The organism is Leifsonia aquatica H1aii, assembly GCF_000633535.1.
Taxonomy (GTDB): domain Bacteria; phylum Actinomycetota; class Actinomycetes; order Actinomycetales; family Microbacteriaceae; genus Leifsonia; species Leifsonia aquatica_A.
In genome coordinates this window covers 88,184-113,087 of record NZ_AYMR01000007.1, presented here as the reverse complement: position 1 = coordinate 113,087, position 24,904 = coordinate 88,184, and the positions used below count along the sequence as shown (strand labels likewise).

The following is a 24,904-nucleotide window of genomic DNA, read 5'->3' as shown; positions in this document are numbered from 1 at the left end:
GATAGTTCGCCGCCTCGGTGGTTTTCCGTGCACTTCTCGCCGCCTCGATCGCCGAGGGAGGGGCGCGGGCACGCAGCGACGGCCGCCCGGCGGGATGCCGGGCGGCCGTCGTCAGCGGATCAGCGGATCAGCGCATCAGCGGATCAGCCGAACAGGATCAGCGGATCAGCCGAACAGCTTGTGGAACCAGTTCCACAGCCAGGCGAGGTCGCAGATCCAGTCCCACCAACCGCCGCCGGAGGACTTCACCTGGAAGGCGCTCCAGCCGACCACGTCGTTCGACGCGTTCTGCACGGAGAGCTTGTGGTCGCCCTTGTCGAGCTTGGTCGGCAGGGTCAGCTTCAGGACGCCGTTCGCCGGCACCTGCACCCAGCCGCTCGAGATGTTCTTCGGCGAGGAGTACACCCAGACGGAGACCCACTGGCCGGCGAGCTTCTTGTCCACGGTCACCTGGACCGGGTCGCCCGCTTTGTAGCTGGTCTTGTCGAGGGTGATCGTGCCGAAGAGCGCCTTCGTGAGAGCCGACTCCTTGGCGGCCTTCGGGTCCTTCGTCGGCTTCGGGTTCTCCACCGGCTTGTCCGCGACCTTCAGCGCCACCGTGACGGTGGTGCCCGACTCCGGTGCGGTCAGCACCAGGGTGCCGGCGCCCGCGGCGTCGGCCGGGACGGTGAACGTGACGGTCGCGCTGCCGTTGGCGTCGACCGGGACGCTGCCCAGGTCGGTACCGCTGCCCGTCCACGAGAGCTTCAGCGAGGTGTTCGCCGGGCTGCCGAGGGAGGTCAGGTTCAGCTTCGAGACGGTGAAGGAGACCTGCTGGCCGCGCTGCAGGGTGTCGGTCGGCGCGCCGCTGACGGCCACGCCGCGGCGGGCGAAGCTCGGCGACACCGGGCTGGTGTTCTGCAGGTAGCTGATCCAGGCGTCCCGGTCGATGAGACCGGAGTCCTTGGTGTCCTTCCCGGCCGCGAAGGCGCGGAAGTTGTCACCGCCCTGGATCAGGAACGAGAACGAGCCGATCCGGTACGACTTCGCCGGGTCGATCGGCGCGCCGTTCACGAGGATGCTCGTGACGCGGTCGCCGGCGGCTCGAGAGGCGTCGTACGTGTAGCTGACGTTCTTCGACAGGCCGAGGTTGAGGAACGGCCGGCTCGGCACGGTGCCGTCGGCGTTCGTCTGCCACTGCTGCTCCAGCGCCTGCTTGAACTGCGCGCCCGTGAGGGTCGTCGTCCAGAGGTTGTTCACGAACGGCAGCACGGCGTTCGCCTGCGCGTAGGTGATGGAGCCGTCGGTGCCGTACAGCAGGTCGGCGCGCAGGCCGCCCGGGTTCACCACGCCGATCTCGGCGCCGCCGAGTTCCGCGGGCGAGAGGGTCGACAGCAGCGAGTCGGCGACGAGGTTGCCCAGCGTGGATTCGCTCGCGCGGTCGTCGCGGAGGCCGCCGGCGTACGCCGTCGTGATGTCCTTCGTGACGGAGCCGATCTTCTGGTTGCCGATGACCGCCGCGTCGGCGAGCGCCTTGTCGACGATCGTCTTGACCTGCGCGACCCGCGGGTACGCCGCCACCAGGTCCGCGTCGGCGTCCGTGGTGCGGGCGACGTTGCGGAGGGTGTGGGCGGTGACCGTGTCGGTCTCTGGGTCGACGGTCAGCGTGACCTGGCCGATGTTCTCGCCGTAGCTGCCGGTCTGGACGACGGGACGCGTCGCGCCCTCGACACCCGGGACCGGGGCGTCCCACGCGTACTGCTTGTGCGTGTGGCCCGTGAAGATCGCCGAGACCTTCGCGCTCGTCTTGGTGACGATGTCGGCGAACGCACCGCCGGCGGCGACCTCCTGCTCGAGCGTCGCACCGTCCGGCGTTCCCGCTCCGGCACCCTCGTGGTACTCGGCCACGATCACGTCGGCCTCGCCGTTGGAGGCGTCACCGTCGGTGAGCTGGTTCGCCACGCGGTTGACGGCCTCCACCGGGTCGCCGAAGTCGAGCGTCGAGATGCCGCCCGGCGAGACGAGGGTCGGGGTCTCCTGCGTGACGGCGCCGATGACGCCGACCTTGATGCCGTTCACGTCGAACACCGCGTACTCGGGCAGAGCCGGGTCCTTGGTGCCCTTCTTGTAGACGTTGGCGCCGAGGTAGCTGAAGTCCGCCGCGTCCTTCACCCGGCCGGTCAGGTCGGAGAAGCCCTTGTCGAACTCGTGGTTGCCCACCGCGCTGGTCTTGAGGCCGAGCGCGTTCAGCACGTCGATGGTCGGGATGTCGCCGGCCGAGGCCGAGGCGAACAGGGAGGCGCCGATGTTGTCACCGTCGGAGAGGAAGAGGGTGTTGCCCTCGCCGCCCTCCGCGCGGAGCTTCTCGATCGTGCCGGCGAACTTCACGGTGTTGGCGTCGATGCGCCCGTGGAAGTCGTTGATGTTCAGCAGGTTCAGCGTCACCGGCTTCGCGGCGAGGCCGAGGCCCACCACGATCGGGTCGTGGTCGCTCGACCGGTACGGGTCGGCGGCGTAGAAGTTCGTGACGTTGTAGTTGTACCGGCTGTACTCCAGTGCGATGGACTCGCCCGAGTTGATGTTCCACACGTCCGCGCCCGTGATCGCGGCGTTGGCCGCAGGAGACGCGAACACGTGGTCGAGGGAGCCGACCGTGCCGCCGAACGAGTACGTGTGCTTGCTCGTGCGGGTGCTGACCTGGTCCACGTAGCCGGCGTCGGTGAGGACCCTGATCGGGTCCTCCTGCAGGTACGCGTTGAAGTCGCCGATCAGGAGTACCTTGTCGAGGCCGAGGGTGGCCTTGCGCTCGTCGGCGAACGCGACCAGCGCCTTCGCCTGCTTGACGCGGGAGGCGTTGGAGGCGCCCTGGCCGTCACCCTGGTCCGCGTCGGCGCCCGTGCCGGACCCCTTCGACTTGAAGTGGTTCACGATGGCGATGAAGGCGTTCGCGTCCTTCGCCCCGACCTTCTTGAAGGCCTGCGCGAGCGGCTGGCGGGCGTTCGAGAACGCCGCGTCGTCCAGGATGCGGGAGGCGCCGACGGGCTCGGCGACGGCCTTCTTGTAGATGAAGGCGGTGCGGATGACGTCTTCGGAGGACGGCACGGTCGACGGCGACTTCACGTACGCCCAGACCTCGCTGCCCGCCGCGGCGTTGAGCGCGGCGACGAGGGTCTTCAGCGCATCGTCGCGGTCCTGGCCGAAGCGTGCCGAGTTCTCGATCTCCTCGAGGGAGACGACGTCGGCGGTCAGTCCGTTGATCGCGGCGACGATCTTGTCCTGCTGGCGCTTGAGGTTGGTCGCGTCGGCGGCGCCGCGGGCGTCGCATCCGCTGTTGACCGTGATCTTGTTGCCGTCGCGGTCGGTGTAGAAGGTGCAGCCGCTCAGCTGGTCGCCCGTCGTGGTGAAGTAATTCAGCACGTTGAAGGTGGCGAGCTTGAGGTCGCCGCCCACGTTCTCCGGTGCCGCGGTGCGGGTATTGGCGAAGGTGGCCGGCTGGACGGTGGCGGCGTTCGCCGGGGTCAGCTCGGCGGTCGGCTGGAACTTCCACGCGTTGTTGCGGTAGTCGAGGACCACCGGCTTCGTGAACGTGACCGGGGCGCCGACGCGGACCGGGGCGGTCAGCGACAGGTACGGCAACGGCTTGGACTTGTTGGCCGCGCTGAGGAAGTTGGTGGAGGCTCCGTCGTCGAGGATGACGCCGCGGGCCTTCACGTCGGCGACGGCGGCGGTGTACTCCGCGGTGCCGGGGCGTGCGACGTCGGTCGGCTGCAGCAGCGCGGTCTCGCCGGCGGCCAGGCCGATCTCGCCGTACTGGTTCGTCGAGTACGTGTCGGTGACGGTGAAGGCGCCCTGCGGGGCGATCAGCATGCCCTCGAGGCTCTCGCGCTGCGCGTCGGTGGCCGGGAGGCCGACCGTGGCGGGGGTCGGGGCGGTGACGGTGCTCGCGTCGAGCTTGTCGACCTTCGAGGCGGTGATCTCGGTGAGGCCGTTGAACTCGCTGACGGCTCCGGTCACCTGCACGTAATCGCCGGCGGCGACCGAGGCGGCGTAGGAGGAGCCGTAGACGAAGACCGCGTCGGAGGCGGTGTGGGTGGCGAGGTCGACGGCGCCGCCCGTGCCGGGGGTCTGGATGTAGAACCCGTTGAAGCCGCCGGTCGCGTACTGCGCGGTGACGACGCCGACGGTGGTGACGGTCTGGCCCGCCTTCGGGCTGGTGTCACCGGTTCCCTGGATCTCGGAGATGGCGATCGCATCGCCCGGAGGCCCGGGGTCGGTCCCGGTGCCGGGGTCGGTGCCCTCGCCGGGATCGGTCGTGCCGCCTCCCGGGGTGGTCGCCGAGTTCTGCGGCGTGATGGTCGCGCTCAGGGTGAAGTCGGCGCTGTTGTCGTCGGTGTCGGTGAACGCGGTGCGGTTCAACGACTTGACGTCGGTGTTGGCGGAGGGCGCGGGAGCCTTGGCCTTCTCGAACGTGTTCGAGGTGCCGTAGCCGAGCAGGTCGACCACGCCGGACGCGCCCGTGACGGAGCCCGCCGGGAGGGTGAGTGCGGAGGAGGCGTTGGAGAGGATCAGGGTGCCGGTGGTGCCGCTGGGGTTCAGCGCGTTGCTGGCGACGTCGGGCGTCGGGAGGGCGGCGCCGGTGGTGCCGTTCGAGCCTCCCGCGACGAGGTAGTAGCCCCTGGCGGCGATGGAGCCGGTCAGCGGCACGACGCCGTTCGCGGCGCCGGTGCTGGTCGCGGAGCGGTACTGCACGCTCCAGCCGCTGAGGCTGACGGCGGCGTCGCCCGGGTTGTACAGCTCCACGAACTTGTTCGTGTAGGCCGCGCCGGCGCTGCCGCCGGAGAGGTACGCCTCGTTGATGACGACACCCGTGCCGTCGGTGCTGGCGAACGCCGGCGTCGCGACGAGGGCGCCGGCTGCGAGCCCGGCCCCCACGATCGCAGCCGTGGCGGCGCGCCACACCCTGCCATTCCTGATTGACATTGTTCTCCCTGGTCGGTGGAAGTGGGATGGATCCGACGGTCAGAGTAGGAACCACGATCGTCGGGACTCTGTCTCTTGTGTGAACGTACAGAAAACTCGTTCGGGGGTAGACCGCTCATTTGAGCAGTGTTCGGGGGTGGTCGGGTTCGATCACCCGTGCACGGGTGGCGTTCGTCGTTTGCCGGACCGGCCGCCCGGGCCGGGTGTGCGCCATGATGGGTCACATGCGGATCGACGAGATCGCCCACTTCCGGGCGCTGGCGGCCGAGGGACATCTGGCGCTCGCGGCGGAGTCGCTCGGCGTCTCGCAGTCGACGCTCTCGCGCTCGCTGGCGCGACTGGAGGCCGAGGCCGGCGTCGAGCTTCTGGATCGCCGCCGCGGCCACCTCGAGCTGAACCAGTACGGCGAGATCCTGCTCGCCCACGCGGCGCGCGCCGAGATGGAGCTCGAGAACGCCCGTGCCCGTATCGCGGCGCTGCGCGATCCCGCCGCGGGGATCGTCTCGATCGCGTACGTCTCCTCCTTCGGCGGCTGGCTCATCCCCCGGATCGTGAGCGACTACCGGGCGCTGTTCCCCGACATCCGGTTCGTCCTGCGCGGCGGTACGGCCGACACCGTGCTCGACGCGCTGCGGGAAGGGTCGTCCGACGTCGCCTTCCTCAGCCCCGACCCGCGCGACCCGGAGATCGAATGGCACCCGCTGACCGCGGAGCGTCTGGTGGTGGGAGTGCCGCTCGGCCATCCTCTCGCCGAGCAGGAGCAGGTCACGGTCGACGACCTCACCCCGTACGAGCTGGTCTCACTGCGACCGGGCTCCGGCCTGCGCCACATCGCCGACGCCTACTTCTCCGCCCACGGCGTCGTGATGGCACCGGTGATCGAGGTGACCGAGCTCGCGACGCTCCGGGCGCTGGTGCGCGACGGCGTCGGCATCGCGCTCATCCCCGACACCCCCGCCGAGGCGGGCATCGTCGCGGTCCCGCTCACCGATGAGGCGACGCGGGTGATCGGACTGGCCCGCAACCGCACGCGCTCGGAGTCGGCGGCGGCGGCGCAGTTCGCCCGGTTCGTGCGCGAGGAGCTCGGCCCGCTGGAGTGAGCGTCCGGGACCTCAGTTCCCGGTCTCTCCTGTCGTGGACCCCATGAGGACGTCCCAGATGCGGTCGGCGTCCGCGACGAGGCCGTCGAGCCTCCCGCGCTCGTCCGCGATCATGTAGGCGCCGAAGAACGCCTGCACGGCGACCGTCGCCACCGCCTGCGGGTCGGACCCCTCCGGCATGTCGCCGGCCTCGGCCGCCCGGGCGAGGACGTCGCCGATCAGTACCGCCCAGCGCACGTACGGGTCGTCGTCCGCCGCGGGCGGCAGCACGGTCTGGGTCAGCTTCATCGCCGCACGGACCCGGGCGTCGGTGGCGAGCACCTCGGCGACGCGACGTGTCGTCTCGCGCGCGGCGGCGACGCCGCTCAGCCCGGCGTCAGCGACCTCCTGGACGATCACCGGCCAGGCGCCGAGCTTCTCCGACACCAGCGCCTCGGCGAGATCGCGCTTGGACCGGAAGTGGAAGTAGACGGCACCCTTGGTCAGCTGGGTGCGGTCGATGATGCGGTCGAGTCGGGCGCCGGCGTACCCGTGGGCATCGAACTCGAGGGCCGCGGCGTCGAGGATCTCGGCGCGGCTTCGCTCGGCGCGCTCCTGGCGTGGCATGCGGTGGGGGTCCTCCTGTGAGCGAGACGAACAGCACGGCCCCCGGCGGCAACTGTACCTCCCCGGAACGGGGGCCACGACGGACACGCCGCGTCACAGATCCCTCGAATCGGGGCGGGGATGCGCTTGACTATGCGCGCCCGGCACCGACCCGCCGGCCGCGCGGCGAGGGGGATGTCGGCATCCCTCCCGAGCGCTGCATCCAGAGAGGAATCGTCATGAGCTACGAGAACCCTGCACAGCCCGCACCGCCCGTCCCCACTCCCGCCGCCGACGCCGTCCCGCTCTGGGCGCCGCTCTATGGAGCGTCCTTCGGCGCGGCGGTCAAGCGTTTCTTCAGCAAGTACGCCGACTTCAGCGGGCGCGCCAGCCGCAGCGAGTTCTGGTGGGCGTACCTGTTCTTCGTGATCGTGAACGCGGTCATCCAGATCATCGGGCTCGTGTTCGGCGGCTCGGCCGCGAACATCGACTCATCGGGCAACGTCTCGTTCGGCGCCGGCTTCTGGGTGTCGACCGTGATCTCGCTGATCTGGTTCGTCGCAACAGTCGTGCCGTGGCTCGCCCTCGTCTGGCGTCGCTTGCACGACGCGAACTTCGCCGGCCCGTTCTACTTCTTGGTGCTCATCCCGTTCGTCGGGGCGATCCTCGTCTTCATCTTCACCCTGCTGCCCTCCAATCCGGAGGGCGCCCGCTTCGACCGTCCCCGCGCCTAGCGGGAACGGCTCGGCGAGGCTCGCCGAGCGAGCGCCGACTCAGCAGGAGTCGGCGAACAGCCGCCGGGGCCGTGCGGGGTCCGCGTCGTCCAGCAGGACGGACGCGACCTCGCGCGGCGCCCCGAGCGGATCCTTGCGCCCGGTGGCGACGAACGACCAGTCCGGGCTGCGCTCCGGGTCGTGCTCGACCCAGAGCGAGAAGTTCCAGAACCCGCGGAAGCCAGGCGCGAGCAGGTCGGGACCGTCGACGACGAGGACGCCCTCCCGCGCTCGGAAGGGCATGACGACCTCCGCGCGGAACGCGTCTGCCGTGGTGTCGGTCGCGACGCTCCCGCGCTCGACCAGATCGCCCGCCGCGCGGAGCGCCTCCGCCAGCGCGTCTGCAGCGCCGGCCGTATCAGCCTCCGGCACGCCGGTCACCGCGACGAAGCGCGGTCCACGGCTGTAGTGCTGCCGGAACTCCGCCGCGATCTCCTCGTAGAACGCGCCGCGCTCGGTGGTCGTGCTGCCCATGACGTCTCCTCGCTCTCCGCCAGCACGAACGCTACGCCGACCTCCCGAATTCCACCCCGGCGATTTGGACCGAATGCTGGGAAAGCGGCGCGCTTTTCCTTCATTTGGTCCAAATCGCGCGGGGTGTCGTTACTTCAGGGGGCCGTAGAGCGGGGCCGTCGCGCGGGCGTGGGTCGCCTGCTCGAAGGCGTAGGCCAGACCGATGATGCGGCTCTCGTCGTAGTCGCGCCCGAGGAACTCGAGGTTGACGTTGGCGCCGACCACCGGATTGGTGCCGTCGGAGGCGATGGCCTGCCCCATCGGCACGGTGATGGCCGGCATGCCCGTGTTGGGGCTGAGGCGCATGTTCGTGCTGATGGTGCTGTAGGGCGAACCGCTCGGGTACACCAGCGAGTCCAGCGTGTTGTCGTCCATGAGCCGGGTGACCGTGGCCTGCCCGGTGGCGATCGCCGCCGTGTGCGAACCGGCCGGACCCGCCCACGCCTGGTACTGCGCCTCCGTCACGTTGTTGCGCGACGTGTAGATGCTGTTGCGGGTCGTGACGTTGCGGCCGGTCGCCAGGATGTCGGCGATCGAGCGGGCGGTCACGGTCGGGGCGAGGTGGTTCTGGATGTAGATGTCCAGGTCGTGCTTGAACTCGTTCGTGCTCCCACTGCCCTCGTTGAGGGTCGCGGTGAACGCGGTCGGCACCGTGGTGATCTCGACGACGGTCGCGCCCTGCGCCTCCAGCGTCGCCTTCGCGCTTGCCCAGAGCCGCGTCACGGTGGCGTTGCTGCCGAGCATCGAGGTGACGATGCCGATCCGCTTGCCCTTCAGCGCCGCGGGGTCGAGGGCGGCGGTGTAGGAGGCGGGCACCTTGCCGGCCTGCTCGGCGGTGATCGGGTCGGCGGCGTCGACCCCGGTGACGGCGTCGAGCGCGACCGCGGCGTCGGTGACGCTGCGGGCGATCGGGCCGCCGGTGTCCTGGCTGAGCGCGAGCGGGATGATGCCGTCGCGGCTGGTCAGGCCGACCGTCGGGCGGATGCCCACCAGCGAGTTGTACGTCGACGGGACGCGGATGGAGCCGCCCGTGTCGGTGCCGAAGCCGATGCCGGCGAGGTTGGCCGCGATCGCGGCGCCCGTGCCACCGCTGGAACCACCCGCGGTCTTCGTCGTGTTGAGCGGGCTGGCGACCAGGAGGGTCTTCCCGGCGTCCTGGAACGACGAGAACTCCGAGACGAAGCCGTACGCGAACTCGTCCAGGCTGGCCTTGGCGAGGATGACGGCGCCCGCGGCACGCAGGCCCTTCACCATCGTGGCGTCGTCGCTGGTCTGGTTGCCGTCCCAGCAGCCGCAACCGCCGGTGGTCGGCATGTCGACCGTGTCGTAGTTGTCCTTCACCGCGATCGGGACGCCGAGGAGCATGCTCGTCATCCCCCGCTGCGCACGCGTCGCGTCGGCCGCGGCGGCGATGGTGAGCGCCTGCGGGTTCTTCGAGATGATCGAGTTGAGCGCGCGACCGCCGGTGGCGGGGTCGACGACCGTGCGGTCGAGCGCGGCGATCCGGTCCAGGTACTCCTGCGTGATCTTCACCGACGTCGTCACCCCGGCGTTCATCGCCGCCTGCATGTCGAGGGCGGAGGCCTCCACCAGCTGGAAGGGGCCGTCGTCGTAGATCATCCGCTGCGACAGGGCGACGAGGTCGCGGACGGTGATGGTGCCGTCCCCGTCGACATCGGCCTTCTTCGTGCCGGCCCAGTCGGGCGAGGAGGAGTCGTCCCCGAGGTGCTTCGCGAGCACGCCGAGATCGGCGGTCGTGACCTGGTCGTCACCCGTCAGGTCGTGGGCCGTGTAGAACGGCGCGAGGAACACACCCGTGGCGGCGGCCGGCGCCGGTTCTGCGCTTGCGGCCGGGGCGACGACGACGCCGGTGGCGACGAGGGCGGCGAGCGCCGCGGCGGTACCGGTCGCCGCCGCGATGCGACGGGCCTTCGTGCGGGGCTGCATGGCGGTGGTGCTCCTCGGGGTCGAGCGGCGGGCGGTCATCGGGCGTCTCCCGCGCGGCGGCGGCGGACGGTGAACAGTCCGGCGGCGGCGCCCGCGATGAGCAGGGCGAGCGCACCGATCACGTACGGGGCGACGGTGGAGCCGGTGGAGGCGAGGCCGCCGTCGATCGCGGAGGAGCCGCCGGTCCCGCTGGTGCCGGTGCCGGCGTCACCCGAGCCTCCGGTGGACGACGTCGGGCTCGGCGTCGGGGTCGGCGAGCCGACGGCGGCCGGTGCGATGGTGATCGCGGGGCTCGTCGCCGCGTTCGTCGAGGCGACGACGGCGGAGGCCGGGTCGACCAGCGAGAGCGAGCTGACCGTGAACGCCGTGGAGCCCGCGGCGGTCGCCGTGAACGTCAGGGTGTAGGCGATGTCGCCCGACAGCGCCGGGGAGGTGCCGAGCCTGGTGTAGACGAGTCCGACCGTCCCGCTCGCGGTGCGGACCGCGTCGAAGCCGCCCGCGGTCACGACCGCGCTGCCGTCGACATAGGAGACGAGGGACGGATCGAACGCGAGCTCGGCTTCGTAGCCGAACACGTCCACCGCGCCGGTGAGCGTCACCGTCACGTCGAACGTGTCGCCCGCGGTCGCGGTCGTGGGAGCGGAGACCGAGACGGCGGCGACGGTGGGGGCGGCGAGCGCCGGAGCCGCGGCTCCGGCCGCGAGGCCGAGTCCGGCGAGCGCGGCCGCCGCCGCGGCGAGGAGGCGCACGTGTCGCCTGGGTTTCTGGTGCATTCGGGTGGTGCCTTCCTCTGGGGGCGAAAGGGGACGCCGATGCGTCCGCCGTCAGCGGGAGGAAGGGGAGACTCGAAGGCGTCGGGGAGCACGGCCTGCGAACGGTCCAGGGCCGGCTCCGGGGGTGGGCCAGCGGCTGAGAAGCGGCTCCATCGACACGAGCGACGTTACGGAACGACTGTTTCCGGCAGCGCGCGCTCGTGTTTCTGAGACGTTAAACAGAATGGGACGGCGGCAGGTGGACCACCTGTCGAGAAGGCGCGCCGCCATCCTCACAGGTGGGCGCATCGGCGGGCGGCGTCAGCGGCGGGAGGCCTTCCAGTAGCCGCAGAAGAGGATGTCGTCCTTGGCGACGCCCCCGGCGATCCAGTGGCGGCGCATCGCGATCGGGAGGGCCGACTCGCCGGCGGACCAGCCGTAGAAACGTTCGCCGGGCGGAGGGAGGAGGCGCGCCCGCGTGCCCGCCAGGACGCCGGGAACCGCGTGGGGGTCCTCCCGCACGACCCACTGGACGTCCACGCCGACCGGCGCGGCCACGTGCTGCGCGTCGTCGGCGTGCGGGATCTCCAGCACGGCCGTCCCGCGCACGTCGTGAGCCAGGCTGGCGAGGATGTTCGCCGCGGCCGGGACCCCCGTCTCGTCGGCGACGAGGCGCACCTGGCCGAGGCCGGCCGCGGGGGTGAACGAGATGCCCTCGTCGATGATGGCGACGGCGTCGCCGATCGCGCAGGTCTCCGCCCAGGCGGCCGCCGGACCGCTGGTGCCGTCTGCGGCCGACCCGTGCAGGACGAAGTCCACATCGAGCTCGGGACCCTCGGCTCCGTCGTCACGATAGGCGCGGACGGAGTAGTTGCGCAGCACCGGCCGGACGGCCTTCGACATGGTCAGATAGCGCGCGAAGGCGAGGGTGTCCAGTTTGGCTGGGAGGCGGCTGAGCGCTCCTTCCTCTCCGCCCACCGGGAGGAAGAGCCGGAACCATTGGTCGAAGCCCAGGGGGACGAATCGCGCGATGTCTCCGCCGCCGAGCGTCACGCGGACGAATCCGGTGGAGATCCGTTCACGCCGGATCACGTGCAAGACCAGCAATTCCGAGCGCTCGGGCTTGACGCGGGTCGACTGCATGTTGGTGCGGGCCATGGCGGTGTCCCTCCAAGACGGGGTACAGGGCGAGCCTATTAATTAGGTAAGGCTAACCTAATACATCCAAAGGCACATTCGCCATGTCACCCGAAGCGGGTGATGGCTTCATCCGATCTGCGCGCTTAGCATCCATACCACGAGGTCGGATTTGCATGGCGTTCACTCGTCGGGGGATGCGGATGATCGGATTCGGGATGCGCACTGATGCCTAGCGGAGCTGTCGTGGTGGAGCGTCGCGGTCTGCGGCGGGTCCTCGACGAGGGCGAAGGCCGCTCGGCCGTCGTGTCGATCGTCGCCTCCGGCGGCACCGGGAAGACCGCGTTCCTGCGATCGTGGTGCGGTCTCGAGCCCGGGGAACGGGTGCTCGTCGAGGTCGCCGGCGATCCTGCCCGTGCCGGCGGGGGGACGGATTGGCGTCGCACCCTCGATGCTCTGAGCGCTCAGCACCGACGGACGACGACGGTGATCGACGGGATCGAGCGCATCAGCAGCCATAGCGACCGCGAGCTGCTGCAGGAGGCCGTCTCCGCCAGCGGGAGCGCGATCGTGCTCAGCGGGCGCAGTCAGCCGGTCCTGCTGGACACGATCGATCCGCAGCGTGCCCTCATCACGGTCGGCGTCGCCGATCTGGCCTTCGGCCAGCGTGAAGCCGACGAACTGCTGCGGGCCTCCGGCGTGCTCCTGCCGCCGCACGACGTGTTCGAGCTCCTCGACCGCACGGGCGGCCGGGCACTCACCCTCACGCTCGCCGTCGCCGCCCTGGCGCGGATGGGCGATCCGAGCGATGCGGTGCGCCGCCTCGTGCACTCCTCCTTCGGCCCGGAGGAGTACTTCGTCCGGGCACTGCTCGCCACGCTGCCCGACGGCGATGCCGACACCCTCCTCGCGCTGGCCGCCGTGCCGTCGTTCGGCGTCGGCCTGGCCGCCGAGCTCACCGGCTGTGCCGATGCCGGCGCGACGATCGAGCGGCTCCGCGAGGGCAACGACCTCTTCCAGCGGGTCGACGGAGGCGAGGAGGGAAGCGAGTACCGCTTCGACGAGTCGCTGCGCCGCACCCTCCTCACCGAGCTGACCCGCCGCGACGCGCGGCGGCTGGATGAGCTGCGCCGTGCAGCCGCGCGGTGGTACCTCGCCGGCGGTGCCGTGCACGACGGTCTCGCCCACGCCGTGGCCTCGCACTCGACCGACCTGGTCGAGGAGATCCTGCGACGGCACGGGCTCGGGATGGTCTTCTCCGGCGACACCGCCCCCGTCCGCGAGGCGCTGGGGACGCTGGAGGACCGCGGGGTGATGTCGGGGACGACCGGTCTGCTCTCCGCGCTCATCACCTCCCCCACCCGATTCGAGTCGGTCCGGATCGACCACTTCCTCGCGCTTGCGGAAGAGGAGGCGTCGCGCTCCCCCGAGTCCGAACTCGTGCTGGCGAGCATCCTCGCCTTGCGCTCCGACGGGGACGAGCAGCCCGAGCGCGACCGCGCCCTCACCCGGCTCGAGAACGCCGTGCGGATGTCGTTGCGCCGGCCCTCGGGCGAGGGCGGCCCCCTCGCCGTGCTCGACGCCCGCATCTTCGCCGAGGCCGCGCGCGCCTCGCTGCTCCTGCGGTCCGGCCGCGTCGCCGAGGCGCTCATGGTGGCGGAGGGAGCGGCGGCGAGCGCCGAGGAGACCGGGCTGCCCTGGCTGCAGATGCTCGGCCTCGAGCTGGCCGCGGCCGCGGCGGCCGCCCAGCGTTCCTGGCCGATGGTGCACCTGTTCGAGCGTCGTATCGCCGGCCTCGCCGGCGCCGAGCAGCGCACCGACAGCATCGTGGCGGCGAGCGCTCTGCTGCGTTCCGCCGCCGCCGCGTACCAATCCTGCGAGCCGTTCCGCTCCTCCCACGTCGCCGACATCGTCCAGGCCCGCTGGCGGGGGCTGGACACCGGCGACGTGATCGCCCCGCGTGCGCTGCACCTGCTGTTCCGCCTCGACGAGGAGGACGACACCCGCGCGATCTTCGAGCAGATGGAGCACCTCTTCGCCGTCGCCCTGCGCCGCAATCCGCGGACGATCGCGGTCGGCTCGTTCCGCTTCCTCGACCTGACGATGCACTACCGCGGCCGTCCCGAGGTCCGGCAACTGGTCCAGGTGCTGGAGGACATGCTCGGGCCGCGTTCGATCGAGGCCGCGCTCGGCGGGTCGATCGTGCGCGAGGGCACCGTCACGCAGGACGCCGACGACGCCACCCTCGAAGCGCTGCTGCTCGCCGGCGCTCCCGCGTGGCACGGCAGCAACATCGTCTTCGGCTGGCTGCTGCTGGCGGCGCACGCCGCTGAGCACGGCCGGGAAGACCTCGTCCAGGCCCGGCTGCTGGAGGCGCTCGACACGGCCGCCCGCACGGACACGCGCCGCCCGTTCCTCGCGCGCGGCGGGGCCTTCGCGCGGCTGGTCTCCGATCGGATCGGCGGTTTCGGCGATCGCGAACCGTTCGCGCGTTCGGTCCTCGCTGTCACCGAGCAGGTCGGGGAACGGGCCGAGAACCCGGAGAACTCGCCCATCCTCACCGCGAAGGAGCGCGAACTGCTCCGCGAGCTGCCGCTCCACCAGAGCATCGGCCAGATCGCGGCGAAGCACAGCGTCAGCGCCAACACCGTGAAGACCCACCTGCGCTCGATCTACGGCAAGCTCGACGCCCGCGACCGCGCCCACGCCGTCGACAACGCGCGCACCCTCGGCCTGCTCTGATCCGTCGGCCGGGCGATCCCGGCATCCGGCGCCTCCCGGTCCGCAGCCGCGACCGCCGCCACGGCGGCGGCGCCGGCGACGCGCGTGCGCATCCGCGCACGTCCTCCCCCGACCACGACGACGTACCCCGAAATCACCCGGACCGGGCGATTGAGACGCCCCGTCCCCCCGGCGAGCATCCGAACAAGGTCTCTCAATCTCGCTGGGGGTAAACATCGTGGTAACGGGTCTCGACGTCGGCACTGGAGCGCGGAGAGCGCACGAGAAGAGAAGGGGAGGACGGCGCGGCCTGCTCGGTTCCGCGGCGGCCGGCGCCACCATCGCGCTGACCCTCGCGGGCGCAGGACTGTGGGCGTTGCCCGCTCAAGCGGCCCCGGGAGACACCTCCAACGCGACCGGCCAGTATCTCAGCGGTTCGCTGATCGGACTGAACGCGGCCCTGGTCGCCTCGCTCGGCGGCGAGACGGCCGCCTCCACCGGATCGGCCGACCAGACCAACGCGAACAACCTGAACGTCGGCGTCCTGGGAGTCGTGAACATCGCGGCACCCGGCGGCATCCAGATCCCACTCGACCTCGGCGGAGCCGGCGTGGTCTCGCAGTACGCCTCGGCCCTGCAGAACGGATCGTCGGTCGGCGCGTCCGGTCTCACCTCGTCCTCCGGTGACATCGGCACCGGGATCACCCCCAAGCCCGGGATCGCCCCCGGACCGTTGCACGTGAACCTCGCGCAGGCCGTCACCTCCCTCGGCCTCCCGACCGCGACCCTGAACGAGCTCGCCCAGCTCGACCTGCAGGTCGGCGTCACCGGAGCGCGGGCCGCGCAGACCGCCCCCGGTGCACCGGCCGGCTCGTACTCCATCGCCGGAGCGGGCCTCTCCTTCCACAGCGCCACCGTCGCCGGGCTGACCAGCGCGATCAACGGCCAGGTGACCACGGTGCAGAACCTGGTCAACGGCCTCGCCGGACCGACCGGGACGCTGGCGAGCGCTCTGAGCATCCTGAACATCCCCGGCGTGCTCAACACGACGGCGACCGTCACCGCCTCCAACCTCCAGGGGGCGGTCGCCCCGCTGCTGACGGGCGATATCACCAACGCCGCCTACCCCGGCGTCACCATCAACCTGGGCACCGGCACGGTCACGGTCGACCTCTCCCAGATCACCGGCCTGGAGAGCCAGGCTCCCAACACCAACATCCTGAGTGCCGCGGTCATCAGCGAGATCGGCAACCGGATCACCGGGATCCTCGGCGGCCTGGTCACCCAGGTCCAGAACGTGCTCACGGCCACCACCAACGCGCTCACGGTCAACCTCTCGGCGAGCGTGCTCGGCCTGCCCGTGATCACGGTCAACGAGACGATCGGCCAGCTGCTCGCCGGCAACACCAGCGGCATCACCGTCGCGGGTCTCGCCGTCGGCATCCCGCTCACCACCGTGCTCTCGGCCCTGCTCACCCCGCTGAACGGGATCGGCACCGCGATCACCGCTCTGGGCCCGGCGGTCCTCGCCCCGGTGGCGAACACGCTCGTTCCGGCGCTGAACCCGGTCCTCAGTCAGGTCGTAGCGCTCACCGTCAACAACCAGGCGACCGCGGGCGGCGTCTTCACCGAGACCGCTCTGCGGGCGTCCGTCCTGCCCGGAACGCAGGCCCTCGTCCTGAACGTCGCGTCCGCCTCCGTCGGGCCGAACGCGCTCGCCGTCCCACCGGTCCTCGGCTCGCTCACCCCGACCAGCGGACCGGCGACCGGCGGGACCCCGGTGACGATCACGGGTTCCGGCTTCACCGGCACCACGGGCGTCACGTTCGGCGGCACCGCCGGAACGAACTTCACCGTCGTGAACGACACGACCATCACGGTCACCACCCCGGCGCACGCCCCGGGCGCGACGAACGTGGTGGTGCAGGGCCCGAACGGGAACTCGGGGCCCGGCACCTTCACCTTCCTGGCCGCCCCGACCATCGGCTCCCTCACCCCGACCAGCGGACCCGAGACCGGCGGCACCGCCGTCACCATCACCGGCACCGGCTTCACCGGAGCCACGGGCGTCACCTTCGGCGGCACCGCCGGCACCGGGTTCACGGTCGTCAACGACACCACGATCACCGTGACCACGCCGGCGCACGCGCCCGGCGCGACGAACGTGGTGGTCCAGAGCCCGAACGGGAACTCGGGACCGGGCACCTTCACCTTCGTCGCCCTCCCGGCGATCAGCTCCCTGACGCCGCCCAGCGGACCGGTCACCGGCGGCACCCCCGTCACGATCACCGGCACCGGCTTCACCGGGGCCACCGGAGTGACGTTCGACGGGATCGCGGGCGTGGGATTCAGCGTCACGAACGACACCACCATCACGGTCGCCAGCCCCGCCCACGCGGCGGGACCGGTCGACGTCGTCGTGCAGGCCCCGGTCGGGAACTCCGCCCCGGCCACGTTCACCTACCTCCCGCTTCCGGTCATCACCGGCGTCACCCCGGGCAACGGACCGGAGACCGGCGGCACCGCGGTGACGATCACCGGCAGCGGGTTCACCGGAGCCACGGGGGTCACCTTCGGCGGCACCCCGGGTGCCGGCGTCACGGTCGTGAACGACACGACGATCACGGTGACGAGCCCCGGTCACGCGCCGGGCACGGTCGATGTCGTCGTGACGACGCCGGCCGGCCCCTCGGCGCCGGGCGACTTCACCTTCGACCCGGTGGTCGGACCACCGGCGATCGGTACCATCGCCCCTGACCACGGACCGGAGACCGGCGGCACGGCGGTGACCATCACCGGCAGCGGCTTCACGGGCTCGACCGGTGTCACCTTCGACGGCACGGCCGGCACCGCGTTCACGGTCGTGGACGCCAACACGATCACGGTCACCACCCCGGCGCACGCGCCCGGTCCGGTGGCGGTCGTCGTGCAGAGCCCGGACGGCGACTCCGCTCCCGGCGCCTTCACCTTCGACCCGATCCCGACGATCAGCTCGGTCGCCCCGACCAGCGGACCGGAGACCGGCGGCACCGCCGTCACCATCACCGGGACCAACTTCACCGGTGCGACCGGTGTCACCTTCGGCGGGGACGCCGGCACGGCCTTCACCGTGGTGAACGACACCACCATCACCGTCACCACCCCGGCGCACGCGCCCGGGGCCGTGGACGTGATCGTGCAGCACCCCAACGGCGAATCCCAGCCAGGCGACTTCACGTTCCTGCAGGTCCCGGCGATCAGCTCGCTCACCCCGACCAGCGGACCGGAGACCGGCGGCACCGCCGTCACCATCAGCGGCACCGGGTTCACCGGTGCGACCGGTGTCACCTTCGGCGGAGACGCCGGCACGGCCTTCACCGTCGTGAACGACACCACCATCACCGTCACCACCCCGGCGCACGCACCGGGAGCGGTGGACGTGATCGTGCAGCACCCCAACGGCGACTCCCAGCCAGGCGACTTCACGTTCCTGCAGCTGCCGGCGATCAGCTCGCTGACGCCGACCAGCGGACCGGCGGCGGGCGGCACGGCCGTCACCGTCACCGGCACCGGGTTCACCGGAGCCACCGGCGTCACCTTCGGCGGCACCGCCGGCACGGCGTTCACCGTGGTGAACGACACCACCATCACCGTCACCACGCCGGCGCACGTCCCCGGCGCGGTCGACGTGATCGTGCAGCACCCCAACGGCGACTCGCAGCCCGGTGACTTCACCTTCCTGCCGGCGCCGGCCATCCTCTCCCTCGCACCCACGAGCGGGCCGGAGACGGGCGGCACCGTCGTCGCCATCACCGGCACCGGCTTCACCGGCGCCACCGGGGTGACGTTCGACGGGACCGCGGGCACCGCGTTCACCGTGGTGAACGACACGACGATCACCGTCACCAGCCCGGCGCACGCCCCGGGCGCGACCGATGTGATCGTGCAGAGCCCGAACGGAGCGTCCGGACCCGGCACGTTCACGTTCCTCGCCCTCCCGGCGATCACCTCCCTCGCACCGGACAGCGGACCGGTCGCCGGCGGGACGACCGTCACGATCACCGGCACCGGCTTCACCGGGACCACGAGCGTGACCTTCGACGGGGCTCCGGCCGCCGGCTTCACCGTCCTGAACGACACCACGATCACCGCCATCAGTCCTGCCCACGCGGCCGGACCGGTCGATGTGGTGGTGCAGACCCCGGTCGGCGTCTCGGCCCCGGCCACCTTCACCTACGTGCCGCAGCCGGTGATCACCGGAGTGGATCCGGGCAGCGGTCCGGCGGCCGGCGGCACGCCGGTCACCATCAGCGGCACCGGCTTCACCGGAGCGACCGGGGTCACCTTCGACGGCGTCCCCGCGACGAACGTGACCGTCGTGAACGACACCACCATCACCGCGACGAGCCCGGCCCACGTGCCCGGAACGGTGGGAGTCGTCGTGACGACGCCCGGAGGATCGTCCGAGCCGGGTGACTTCACCTACCTGGCCGCCGCGACGATCACCTCGCTCGCCCCGACCAGCGGGCCCGAGACGGGCGGCACCGCCGTCACCGTCACCGGAACCGGGTTCACCGGAGCCACCGGCGTCACCTTCGGCGGCACCGCCGGCACGGCCTTCACCGTCGTGAACGACACCACCATCACCGTCACGACTCCGGCCCACGCGCCCGGGGCCGTGGACGTGGTCGTGCAGAGCCCGAACGGGAACTCCGCACCGGGGACGTTCACCTTCGTGGCCCTCCCGGCGATCGGCTCCCTCGCGCCGAGCAGCGGACCGGTGACCGGCGGCACACCCGTCACGATCACCGGCACCGGCTTCACCGGCGCCACGGGCGTGACCTTCGACGGCACCCCCGGGGTCGGCTTCAGCGTCGTGAACGACACCACGATCACCGTCGCCAGCCCCGCCCACGCGGCCGGACCGGTCGACGTGGTCGTGCAGGCCCCGGTCGGCGACTCGGCCCCGGCCACGTTCACCTACGTGCCCCTGCCCGTGATCACGGGAGTCGCGCCGGGCAACGGACCGGAGACCGGCGGCACGGCCGTCACCATCACCGGCACCGGGTTCACCGGAGCGACCGGGGTCACCTTCGGCGGCACTCCCGCCACGAACGTGACCGTCGTGAACGACACCACTATCACCGCCACCACCCCGGCGCACGCGCCGGGCGGCGTCGACGTGGTCGTCACCACGCCGGCCGGCCCCTCGGAGCCGGGTGACTTCACGTTCGACGCGGTGCCGGCCATCACCTCGGTGGCCCCCGCCGACGGACCGGAGACCGGCGGCACCGCCGTCACCATCACGGGCACCGGGTTCACCGGAGCCACCGGCGTCACCTTCGGCGGCACCGCCGGGACGTCGTTCACCGTGGTGAACGACACCGCCATCACGGTGACCACCCCGGCGCACGCGCCGGGCGGTGTCGACGTGATCGTGCAGCACCCGAACGGCGACTCGCAGCCCGGTGACTTCACCTTCCTCGCCGTGCCGGCCATCACCTCCCTCGCTCCCACGAGCGGTCCGGAGACCGGCGGCACCGCGGTGACGATCACCGGCACCGGATTCACCGGAGCGACCGGCGTCACCTTCGGCGGCACCGCGGGTACGGCGTTCACGGTGGTGAACGCGACGACGATCACGGTGACCACGCCGGCGCACGCGCCGGGCGGCGTCGAGGTGGTCGTGCAGCACCCGAACGGCGACTCCCAGCCGGGCGACTTCACCTTCCTGCCGGTCCCGGCCATCACCTCGGTGGCCCCGGCCAACGGGCCGCAGACCGGCGGCACGGCCGTGACGATCACCGGCACCGGGTTCACCGGCGCCACGGGTGTCACGTTCGGCGGCACCCCGGGCACCGGGTTCACCGTGGTGAACGACACCACCATCACCGTCACCACCCCCGCGCACACGCCCGGCGGTGTCGACGTGATCGTCCAGCACCCGAACGGCGACTCGCAGCCGGGCGACTTCACCTTCGACCCGGTCCCGAACGCCCCCGTCATCACCGGACTCGACCCGGATCACGGGCCGTTCCTCGGAGGAACCGTCGTCACGATCTCGGGCTCCGGCTTCACCGGGACCACGAGCGTGACGATCGGCGGGGTGGATGTGCCCTTCACCGTGGTGAACGACACCACCATCACCGTCACGACCCCGGCGCACCCCGCCGGCGCGGTCCCGGTCGTGGTGACGACCCCGGTCGGACCGTCGCCGGCCGCGACGTTCACCTACGACCCGGGCACCACCATCGACGGCGTCGACCCGGGCCACGGGCCGCAGGCCGGCGGGACGACCGTGACGATCACGGGCGGCTGCTTCACCGGAGCGACCGGAGTGCTCTTCGGCACGACCCCGGCGACCTCGTTCACGGTGGTGGACGACGCGACCATCACGGCCGTCGCCCCGGCGGGCACCGGGACCGTGGATGTCACCGTCGTCGGGAACGGCGAGTGCGGCAACGGCGTGCTCCCCGGCGGCTACCGCTACGACGTGCCGCTGCCGGTCGATCCCGGAACCGGCACCACCGGCTCGACGAGCACCGGCAGCGGTCTCGCCGACACCGGCTCCACCTCCGGTGGGGCTGCACTCCTCGGCGGTCTCGCGGTCCTTCTGATCGCGTGCGGCGCCCTGGTCCTGATTCGACGCACTCGCCGAGCCTGACCGCCCGGCCTGAGAAAGGAGAAGTCGATGACTGAGACACACGCGACCCCCGCCCCCCGGCGAGGACGCAAACTGAAGGCCGTGCTGGCCGCCGGGCTCGTGCTCGGCGCCGGCGCCGCCGTGACGCTCGCCGCCTGGAACGACTCCGAGTTCGCCCGGGGAACCTTCACGGCGGGCACCTTCAACCTCGTCGGCAGCATCGACGGGACCACCTACACCGATCACGCGACGGTGGGCTCGCCCGCGACCCTCGGGTTCACCGTCAACGCCGCGACGCTCTCTCCGGGGGCCGTCACCGCGGCGCCGTTCGCGGTCGAGCTGGCGGCGAACACCACCAACCCGGCCGTGGTCACGATCTCGAGCGCGGCCACGACGGGAACCGTGACCAACCTCACCTACGAACTGATGCAGACGGCGACGTTCGGCTGCACGGCCAGCACCACAGGCACCGACCTCGTCCCCGCAGGGACGGCCCTGAGCACGGTGCCCGGATCGACCACGTTCCCCCTGACCCAGGGGACGGGAGGAGCGGCGGGGGCGCCGGTCTTCCTGTGCTTCAAGGTCACGGGCGGGGCGGGTCTCGCGCAAGGGCAGACCGGCACGGCCACCTGGCAGTTCCAGGCGGCGAGCCAGTAGTCCATGCGTGAGGGGCGGCCGTACCGCAGCCGGAGTGTTCGGGCCCTCCGGCTGCGGGCGGTGCTCGCCGCGGGCCTCGCGCTCGGGGTGGGCGCGGCCGTGACTCTCGCCAGCTGGACCGATCAGGAGTACGCGACCGGGTCGTTCACCTCGTCGGTGTTCAACACCCAGTCGAGTGTCAACGGCGGCGCATACGCCGACAACTCGGTCTCGCCGGGAGCGTCGGTCACGTTCGCCGGACCGTTCGCCCCGGGACTCTCCCAGTACTTCCCCGTGCTGATCCAGACGACGGCCAACTCGGTCGCCGGCACCGCGGTGCTGAACGGGGCGGTCCTCGGCGGCACGGACGCGGCCACACTGGGCGCCGCGCTCGTCTACCGTGTGGTGCGCACCACGGCGACCTGCAACGCCGCCGCCTTCACCGGCACGCCGACCTTCGTGGTCGGGGCGGCGGCCACCACACGGGCGCTGACGGCGGGGCAGGAGGCCGGCGTCACCAACGCCCTCGCCGCCGCGACGAGCTCGGCGCCGGGCGCCGCGACAGGATTCTGCTTCGAGGTCACCCTGCCCGCGGGCGCCCCCAACAGCCTCCAGGGCAAGACGACGACGGCCACCTGGCAGTTCGTCGCCACATCGAACTGAGGACGGGAAGGGAGGCGAGGTGAGCATCCGCGAGGGGACCGAGCAGCGCGCAGGCGAGGCGCCGATCGCCCACGCCGCCGCCCCGTCCGGCGGACGCACCGCCCGACGGGCGGCGTCCCGGGCCGGTGACGTGCTGCTCACGGTCGCCTCCATCGCCGGAGCCCTCTGCATCCTCGGCGCGATCGCCGCAGCCGTCTTCCACATCACCCTCATCCTGTTCAGCACGGGGTCCATGAGCCCCACCATCCCGGCCGGAGCCGTCGCCCTGGTCCGCGAGATCCCGGCGGGCGAGGCACGCGTCGGAGACGTCGTGACCGTCGATCGGCGCGGCGCGCTGCCGATCACGCACCGGGTGGTATCCGCTCAGCCGCGGAGCGGCGGGCGCGTCGAACTCGTGCTGCGCGGCGACGCGAACGCCGAGAACGACCCGGCTCCGTACGATGTCTCGCACGTGCGGCTCGTGATCGCCAGCGTCCCCGGCGGAGCCCAGGTGATCGCCTTCTTCTCCAACCCGTTCTTCCTCGGGAGCGCGACACTGGCGGCCACCGTCCTGGTCGCCTGGGCCTTCTGGCCACGCGGCGACGACGACCCGAGGCGCTCGGAACGCCGTCGGCGGTCCCGCGCTGCCGGCCGCGGCCCGGGCGGAGTCGGCGGCGCGCTGCTGCTGCTCGTGGTCGCCGGCGCCTCCTCCGCGCTCGTGCTCGCCTCGCCCGCCCCGGCACGAGCGGACGAGTCCGTGTCCTCGAGCCGCTACCTGACGCTCACGTCCATCGCCGATCCCGCCGCCTTCGCCGACCTCCGCCCGGGCGTCGCCGTACCGTGGGAGGTCGGCGTCGCGGCCGCACCGCCCGCTCCCGCCACCGTCGGCCTCGGCCTGTCCTCGACCGGACCGCTCACCGCGGCGCTCGACGTCTCCGTGCGCTCCTGCTCGGTGCGCTGGGCGGGAACCGCCTGCCCGGGCACGCTGCAGACGCTGCTCGGGACCACTCCGCTCCCCGTCCTGCTCGCCGGGACCGGAGCGTCCACCGACGCACCCGCGGCGCCCGCGGGCGTGATCGCCGTCGGAGCCATGCCGTCGAGCGAGCAGCGCTGGCTCGCCGTCGACGTCACCCTGGAGTCCGGCACGTCGTCCGGCTCCGCCGATCTCGAGGTGTGGGCGTGGACCTCCGCCGACGACGCCCGCGCGGCCGCGCCGCCCGTGGCGCTCGCCCCCACCGGTTCGGCTCCCCCGCTTCTGCCGCCGCTGCTCGCCGGTGGAGCGGTGGCCGCCGGCGCGGCGATCGCGACGGCAGCGGGCGCGCGACGCCACCGGACGCAGCGCACGCCGCCGACCGCCGAGGAGCCGTCGTGAGACGAGCCCTCCGCCTCGTGGCCCTGGCAGCCGTCGTGCTCGCCGCTGCCGGCCTGATCGGCGTCTCCGGAGGCGCCCCGGCGCAGGCCGGGTGGTCCCGGTCGACCTACGTCACCGCCACGGCCACGGCCGGAGTGCTGGGGGCGGTGCCCACCGTGGCCTGCGGCTCGTCGGGCGGACTGCTCGCCGCGAACATCCCCATCACCTGGACGGCCGCCCCGACCGGCGGCAACGCGCTCGCCCCGCAGAGCTACACGATCGCCTGGAGCGGCACCGCCGGCTCCGGCAGCACGACGGTCGCGGCCCCGGCGACCTCGGGCAACGTCACCGGAGCGACTCTGACGCTGCTGGGCACCAGCACGGTCACCGTCACCGCGAACTACGGGACCTGGACATCGCCCGTCTCGCTGCAGACCCGGACGATCACGACCGTCCTCGGAGCCCTCAGCCTCATCGTGGCGTGGACGTGCGCCTGATCCCGACGGCCGGGAGCAGGACGTCGTCCATCACCGAGAGCAGGAACTCCCGGTCCACCGGCTTGCGCAGGATGAGCACCCGGTAGGACGCCATCGCGGGCGCGATGAGCGCCAGCTTCTCGATGTCGGCGTCGGCCGGGATCTCGCCGCGCTCGACGGCGCGGCGCAGGAAGATGCGGTTGACGGAGGCGCGTGGTTCGACGATCGCCTCGTTCACGGCGTCGGCGAGACCCGGATCGTTCGCCAGCATCGAGACCAGCCCGGCCATGATCTGCAGCTTCTTCTCGGCGTCGACGATCGTGTGCGGCTTCATCATGGCGACGAGATCGCCGCGCAGCGTGCCCGTGTCGGGAAGGGCGTCGAAGTCGATGTCGCCCTTCTTCATGCAGGCGACGGCGTCGATCACGAGGTCGGCCTTCGAGGCCCACCGGCGGTAGACGGTCGCCTTGCCTGCCTTCGCCCGCGCGGCGACCAGGTCGATCGTCATGCGGTCGTACCCGGTCTCGGCGAGCACGTCGAGGGCGGCGTCGAGGATCTCGGGGTCCCTCGTGTGGTCCCGTTTGCGCCCGAGCTTCGTCGCGGGGGCGGGTGCTGAGATGTCCATCTCCTCCAGTGTAGATGAATTTCTGAACAGATTAGATCCGGAACTGCCGAGTTTCGTATATGCTG

Annotated in this window: 15 protein-coding genes; 8 read left to right on the top strand and 7 right to left on the bottom strand. The window is 71.7% G+C overall.

The genetic code is table 11. The features are described 5' to 3' along the window. Nucleotides 1-165: 165 nt before the first annotated feature. Nucleotides 166-4,959 carry an ExeM/NucH family extracellular endonuclease gene (locus U870_RS0106115; protein WP_025156529.1) on the bottom strand — a complete coding sequence of 1,598 codons (4,794 nt, stop codon included), beginning with the start codon at nt 4,957-4,959 and terminating at the stop codon, nt 166-168. Between the two features lie 224 nt (nt 4,960-5,183). Between U870_RS0106115 and U870_RS0106110 the strand changes: the two genes are divergently transcribed. Further along, complete coding sequence (locus U870_RS0106110; protein ID WP_025156528.1) at nt 5,184-6,059, top strand: LysR family transcriptional regulator; 876 nt, start codon at nt 5,184-5,186, stop codon at nt 6,057-6,059. A gap of 12 nt (nt 6,060-6,071) precedes the next feature. On the opposite strand, the gene U870_RS0106105 is transcribed toward U870_RS0106110, so the two are convergent. Beyond that, a complete protein-coding gene (locus U870_RS0106105) occupies nt 6,072-6,665 on the bottom strand; it encodes a ScbR family autoregulator-binding transcription factor (protein WP_025156527.1) in 594 nt (197 codons plus the stop codon). Nucleotides 6,666-6,883: 218 nt separating this feature from the next. Here U870_RS0106105 and U870_RS0106100 point away from each other — a divergent pair, with 218 nt between their 5' ends. Next, a complete protein-coding gene (locus U870_RS0106100) occupies nt 6,884-7,378 on the top strand; it encodes a DUF805 domain-containing protein (protein ID WP_025156526.1) in 495 nt (164 codons plus the stop codon). A 39-nt stretch (nt 7,379-7,417) separates the two neighbouring features. Here U870_RS0106100 and U870_RS0106095 read toward each other — a convergent pair whose 3' ends face one another. The 4 genes from U870_RS0106095 to U870_RS0106080 form a co-directional block, all read right to left on the bottom strand. After that, entirely contained in the window at nt 7,418-7,891 is a 474-nt protein-coding gene (locus U870_RS0106095) for a hypothetical protein (RefSeq protein WP_025156525.1), read from the bottom strand. Nucleotides 7,892-8,020: 129 nt separating this feature from the next. Then, nucleotides 8,021-9,877 carry an amidase family protein gene (locus U870_RS0106090; RefSeq protein ID WP_025156524.1) on the bottom strand — a complete coding sequence of 619 codons (1,857 nt, stop codon included), beginning with the start codon at nt 9,875-9,877 and terminating at the stop codon, nt 8,021-8,023. A gap of 35 nt (nt 9,878-9,912) precedes the next feature. Next, complete coding sequence (locus U870_RS0106085; protein WP_240183639.1) at nt 9,913-10,650, bottom strand: cohesin domain-containing protein; 738 nt, start codon at nt 10,648-10,650, stop codon at nt 9,913-9,915. Nucleotides 10,651-10,950: 300 nt separating this feature from the next. Further along, on the bottom strand, nt 10,951-11,787 hold the full coding sequence (locus tag U870_RS0106080; protein ID WP_025156522.1) for a siderophore-interacting protein: 837 nt from the start codon (nt 11,785-11,787) through the stop codon (nt 10,951-10,953). A gap of 207 nt (nt 11,788-11,994) precedes the next feature. Between U870_RS0106080 and U870_RS0106075 the strand changes: the two genes are divergently transcribed. From U870_RS0106075 to U870_RS0106045, 6 genes are all read left to right on the top strand, one after another. After that, a complete protein-coding gene (locus U870_RS0106075; RefSeq protein WP_081815194.1) occupies nt 11,995-14,508 on the top strand; it encodes a helix-turn-helix transcriptional regulator in 2,514 nt (837 codons plus the stop codon). Nucleotides 14,509-14,725: 217 nt separating this feature from the next. Next, a complete protein-coding gene (locus U870_RS24625) occupies nt 14,726-21,130 on the top strand; it encodes an IPT/TIG domain-containing protein (RefSeq protein WP_205288739.1) in 6,405 nt (2,134 codons plus the stop codon). A gap of 27 nt (nt 21,131-21,157) precedes the next feature. Further along, nucleotides 21,158-21,766, top strand: a complete 609-nt coding sequence (locus U870_RS0106060; protein ID WP_025156519.1) for a SipW-dependent-type signal peptide-containing protein — start codon at nt 21,158-21,160, stop codon at nt 21,764-21,766. A gap of 3 nt (nt 21,767-21,769) precedes the next feature. Beyond that, the gene (locus U870_RS0106055; RefSeq protein ID WP_025156518.1) at nt 21,770-22,408 is read left to right on the top strand and encodes a SipW-dependent-type signal peptide-containing protein; all 639 of its coding nucleotides are present in this window, start codon (nt 21,770-21,772) and stop codon (nt 22,406-22,408) included. A gap of 19 nt (nt 22,409-22,427) precedes the next feature. Further along, nucleotides 22,428-23,759, top strand: a complete 1,332-nt coding sequence (locus tag U870_RS24620; RefSeq protein WP_025156517.1) for a signal peptidase I — start codon at nt 22,428-22,430, stop codon at nt 23,757-23,759. Continuing rightward, entirely contained in the window at nt 23,756-24,235 is a 480-nt protein-coding gene (locus tag U870_RS0106045) for a hypothetical protein (RefSeq protein WP_162819097.1), read from the top strand. Before U870_RS24620 ends, U870_RS0106045 begins: the two co-directional genes overlap by 4 nt. On the opposite strand, the gene U870_RS0106040 is transcribed toward U870_RS0106045, so the two are convergent. Further along, entirely contained in the window at nt 24,210-24,839 is a 630-nt protein-coding gene (locus U870_RS0106040; protein WP_029947263.1) for a TetR/AcrR family transcriptional regulator, read from the bottom strand. The genes U870_RS0106045 and U870_RS0106040 overlap by 26 nt on opposite strands. Nucleotides 24,840-24,904: the final 65 nt, after the last annotated feature.